Here is a 4,096-nt window from a genome sequence, read left to right as displayed (position 1 = left end):
GCAAATACCAGGCGGACCCTGAACGCAATGATAACGGGGAGCTGGCGCTGTTTGCGCAGACAGGCTTTGCCGACGACCACGAAGGGATTGCCATCTATAAAAGCAGCGATAGTACGGGCTATCTGCTGGTGTCCAACCAGCAGGCCAATACGTTTATGGTATATCCGCGCGAGGGTGCAGCCGGTAAGCCACACGAGCATACGCAACTGGCCGAGATTCCGGTATCGACGGTGGAGTGCGATGGCGCGGACGTAACGGCCGTAAACCTGGGCCCCCAATTTCCGGAGGGCGTGTTTGTGGCCATGAGCAACGGTATGGTTTTCCATTATTACGACTGGACTGTATTCCAGCAATGGATCGATAAGGGCAACCGGTAAAGCACCAGCAGGTGCTGCCGACCGGCCGCTATGCGGCGGACGTCATTACTGTTTTTGCACCCGTTGTAAGCCGGTAACGGACGAACGCCGCTAAAAAGCAAACGCCAACGACCATGGCCATGCATCCGGCTATGGATGCGTTGAGCCAATAGGCCAGCCAGTAGCCGGTAAAAGCGATGAACACGCCCAGTCCGGCGGTAATCCATAGCATCTGCCGGAGATCCCGGGTAAGCAGGTAGGCCGTGGCGGGCGGCCCGATCAGAAAGGCGATAACAAGGATGGCGCCGACCGACTCAAAAGAGCTGACCGTGGTGAGTGATACGGCACCCATAAGCAGGTAATGCCAGAGACTGGTGGAAATACCGATTGCAGCAGCAAACTCCGGATCGAATGAGGTAAGTTTTAGTTGTTTGTATCCCAGTGTAATAAATAGTATTACCAGTAGTAATACACTAGAAAGAATGTATACCGGGCGTGGCCCCAGATGCGTGCCGCTTGCCGTGATCCACAGGTCAATCGGTACGTAGGCGATCTCTCCATAAAGTACACAGTCCTGGTCGATATCTACCTGGCCGGCGAATGCGCTGATGAGGATGATGCCGATGGCAAACAGAAAAGTAAACGTGACGCCGATAGCGGCATCGGTCTGCAATTTGGCCCGCCGGTGGAAATACGCAATGAGAAACGTAGCTACTAACCCCGTTGCGCCCGCTCCCAGCAACATGGGCAGCGGTTCGCGGCTGCCGCTCAACAGAAAGGCAATGACAATACCGGGTAGTACGGCGTGACTGATGGCATCACCCACCATGCTCATCTTGCGGAGCACAAGGAAACAGCCCAGCAGTCCGCATGTAATGGCCACCAGGGCCCCGGTTAATATAATCCAGAATGCAATCATATTTTTAATTAGCTATTAGCCATTCTTTTTTGTTTTTACTGGCTGCATGTTCACCGGTTACTTCCCGTTGACCATGGGTTCCCAGTTAGTCAATGACTGTATGTTTTTATTTATTATTATTTATGAAGTAATTGTGTAGTATAACTTCATTAACTGTGTTTATATGAAAACACGATAATTTGATAATCAACTTATTATTATTTAATAATGGTCCAAATACCGATCGTTTGATCTTATGTTATTGATTATATAACTTCTTTTACTCATTGTATATTAACCTTTTGGTATTTCAGTGTCATGCGGATCTTTATCCGGATAGCCCAGCTGGTGTTCGAGCTCCCGCTCCAGCTCCGGAGTGAGGATGTGCTCGATGGTTTCCGCATCGTCATGTACATGATCGGCGGCAATCGCCATGTATTGGGTGAGGTACAGTTCCCAAAGGCGGTGTAGCCGGACAACCTTAGCGGCCTTACCGACACCGTCGTCCGTAAGGCTCCACTGTCCATGCTGCACAGTAACCCATCCCTTGGCCTGTAGCCGTTGCAGCGCCGCCCGGAGGTTAGTCGCACCCATATCACGCTGCCCCATCAAAGTCCGCAGATTATACTGGTCCATGAAGTTTCCATGCTGTTCACCCAGGTGATAGAAAACTTTCATTGCATTTTCCTCGGCAATAATCCGCTGGTTTTTACGCTGCCGGTAAAGCTTGGGTACGATTCCCCGCCTGGGGGCAAAGAAAAACGAGAAAAAGGCGATGAGCGAGGAAACTACCACCATCCACGGACCTGTGGGCATGGCGGGGGCCATATAGGAAATATAGGCACCGGCCAGCCCGGCAAAAGTGCCGAACAGGACAGCAATCAGTACCATACGCCGGATATTATCTGTCCAGTACCGGGCGGCGGCGGGTGGCGTAATGAGCATGGCCGCCATGAGAACAACACCTACTGCAGTAATGCCGGTAACCACGGCCAGTACGGTAAGGCTGGTAAGCAGCAGGTCCAACCGACGCACCGGATACCCCAGTGCCTGAGCAAAAGCGCGATCGAATGCGATGAGTGCGAAGGTCTTGAAAAACAGGCTGACGGTAATTAAAATGACCATGGCAAGGATGCTGAACACCAGTAGGTCGCTGCCAACCAGTGCAGCAGCCTTGCCGAAGATAAAGTGATCCAGGCCACTTTGTGCAGCGTTGCCCGATTGCTGAATGTAGGTCATCATCACGATGCCCGTGCCGAAAAAAACAGAAAGGACCAACCCGATAGCTGCATCTTTTTTGATTTTGGAATGTGCGGTAAGGTAATCAATAGCCACCAGTGCCAGCCATCCGGTAGCAAATGCCCCCAACAGCATCAGCGGGATGCTCTTGGTGCCCGAGAACAGAAAAGCCGCACAGATACCGGGTAATACGGAATGGGCCACGGCATCACCCACCAGCGCTTTCTTCTGCAGCAGGATAAACGACCCGACCATCGCAGCACTGGCTGAAAGCAGGATGGTGCCCAGCACCACATACCGTACATTGGGATCGGAAAACGAAAAAAAGGTGAGGAAGTTTTCCATAACATCAGTTTTCGCGCGTAGGAAATTCCCTTTTTTCCATCAGGTCACCTACCTGCGACAGCAAATTGAGCCGACCGCCGTATGCCTGTTGTACAAGCACTTCGGTAAAGACCTGTTCGGTAGGACCGGCGGCTACCAGCCGCATGTTGAGCAATACCATCCAATCGAAATACGTGCGTGCCGACTGGAGGTCGTGATGTACCACTACGATGGTTTTATGCGCAGCCGCCATATCCTTGAGCAGGTCGATAATGGCCTGTTCGGTAGCGGCATCCACACCCGCAAAGGGTTCATCCATAAAATAGAAATCAGCTTCCTGGGCCAACGCCCGGGCAAGGAAGACCCGTTGCTGCTGCCCGCCCGAAAGCTGGGAAATCTGCCGTTTAGCAAAGGCCGACATTCCGACCTTTTCCAGGCAATGAAGCGCCGCATCACGGTCGTGACGACCCGGATTTCCCAGCAATCCCATTTTTCCGTAGCGGCCCATCAGCACGACGTCCAGTACTGAAACCGGGAAATCCCAGTCGACGGATTCGCGCTGCGGTACATAGCTGATGCGGTTCCTGACGATATCCAGTGGTTCGCCGAAGAGTTTTACATACCCGCTTGAAAGTGGGATGAGTCCCATAATGGCCTTCAGCAGTGTGGATTTACCAGCCCCATTTGGACCAACGATGCCTGTGATGCTGCCCGCGGGTAACGTAAAATCGATACCCCAAAGCACAGGCTTTCTTGCATAGCTTACCGTCAGGTCGTGAACTTCCAGTACAGGATCCGGTGTTTGTATAATCATTTCTTTATTAATTGTGAGCTACTCGCATTAGCCCTTAGTCCTTAACTCTTATGTTTACGTTCAACGATCGCCACCGACCTCATTTTATTCCGTTTCTCCGTTCACAGACGATTGATCACGGTTCATTTACAGTCCCCAATGCTTCGACAATCGTCTGCACATTATGTTTCACCATGCCGATGTATGTTCCCTCCGGTGTTCCGGCTTCTCCCATGGCATCGGAATACAGATTACCCCCGATGCGTACATGGCCGCCGCGCTCGCGGACACCGGCCAGCACGGCCTTCAGCGACTTGTCGGACACCGAGCTCTCCACGAATACCGCAGGTATCCGGTGCGCCGTAATGTATGTCACCAGGTCGGATACGTCGCGTAGCCCAAATTCGGACATGGTAGATATGCCCTGCAGACCCCTGACCTCGACACCGTACGCCCGACCGAAATAGCTGAATGCATCGTGGGCCG

Annotated in this window: 5 protein-coding genes; 1 reads left to right on the top strand and 4 read right to left on the bottom strand. The window is 52.4% G+C overall.

The genetic code is table 11. The annotated features are described in order from the left end of the window. On the top strand, window positions 1–377 hold a 377-nt coding region (locus ABWO75_RS13475; protein ID WP_353186372.1), incomplete at its 5' end, for a phytase. Between the two features lie 28 nt (window positions 378–405). On the opposite strand, the gene ABWO75_RS13470 is transcribed toward ABWO75_RS13475, so the two are convergent. The 4 genes from ABWO75_RS13470 to ABWO75_RS13455 all read right to left on the bottom strand — a co-directional run. Beyond that, complete coding sequence (locus ABWO75_RS13470) at window positions 406–1,275, bottom strand: metal ABC transporter permease (RefSeq protein ID WP_353186370.1); 870 nt, start codon at window positions 1,273–1,275, stop codon at window positions 406–408. Window positions 1,276–1,548: 273 nt separating this feature from the next. Beyond that, window positions 1,549–2,838 (bottom strand): metal ABC transporter permease, encoded by a 1,290-nt coding sequence (locus ABWO75_RS13465; RefSeq protein WP_353186368.1) that lies wholly within the window; start codon window positions 2,836–2,838, stop codon window positions 1,549–1,551. A gap of 4 nt (window positions 2,839–2,842) precedes the next feature. Then, on the bottom strand, window positions 2,843–3,631 hold the full coding sequence (locus tag ABWO75_RS13460; protein WP_353186366.1) for a metal ABC transporter ATP-binding protein: 789 nt from the start codon (window positions 3,629–3,631) through the stop codon (window positions 2,843–2,845). Between the two features lie 115 nt (window positions 3,632–3,746). Next, window positions 3,747–4,096 (bottom strand): metal ABC transporter solute-binding protein, Zn/Mn family (locus ABWO75_RS13455; protein WP_353186364.1); only part of this gene is annotated, 350 nt, incomplete at its 5' end.

Source organism: Parapedobacter lycopersici, assembly GCF_040395035.1.
Lineage (GTDB): Bacteria > Bacteroidota > Bacteroidia > Sphingobacteriales > Sphingobacteriaceae > Parapedobacter > Parapedobacter lycopersici_A.
This window is presented reverse-complemented; position numbering and strand designations above follow the sequence as displayed.